Source organism: Arsukibacterium sp. MJ3 (genome assembly GCF_000987765.1).
In the GTDB taxonomy this organism is placed as follows: domain Bacteria; phylum Pseudomonadota; class Gammaproteobacteria; order Enterobacterales; family Alteromonadaceae; genus Alishewanella.
Genome location: NZ_LAHP01000144.1, coordinates 1 through 540 on the forward strand (window position 1 = coordinate 1; position 540 = coordinate 540).

Annotated in this window: 1 pseudogene; it reads left to right on the forward strand. The window is 45.4% G+C overall.

The annotated features are described in order from the left end of the window. Positions 1-540: pseudogene (locus VT06_RS17210) on the forward strand (exonuclease domain-containing protein); the annotation flags it as partial.

A 540-nucleotide genomic window follows, 5' to 3' on the forward strand; every position in this document is an offset into this window, starting at 1 on the left:
TTTATCGAAATTTTTACGATCCCTACGGCTATAGTTGGGAGAATAATAATTCCCGTTGGGATTTACTTACTCTAGTGCGCGCCGCCTATGCACTGCGCCCTGAAGGCATTGAATGGCCCTTAAATGCCGATGGCAACGTAAGTTTAAAACTAGATCAACTAGCACCAGCCAATAGTATCGAACACAGCAACGCCCATGATGCCATGGCCGATGTGTATGCAAGTATTGCAATGGCGCGGAAAATTAAAACCCAGCAGCCAAAGCTCTATCAGTACACCTTTACCATTCGCAGTAAAAAAGCACTGATTGATTTAGTGAAAACTGCACTGGTGAATCAAGCCATGTTGGTTCATGTAAGTGGCATGTTCGGCGCCGAAAACCGTTATGTACGCTGGGTTTACCCACTCGCATTTCATCCGGAAAACGCCAATCAATTGATAGCCTGGCGGCTGGATACCAATCCAGAGCAATGGCGTGATATAACCGCTGAAAGTATCCGTGAGTTATTGTATCAACGTAAAGATGAACTTAGCGGAGAAC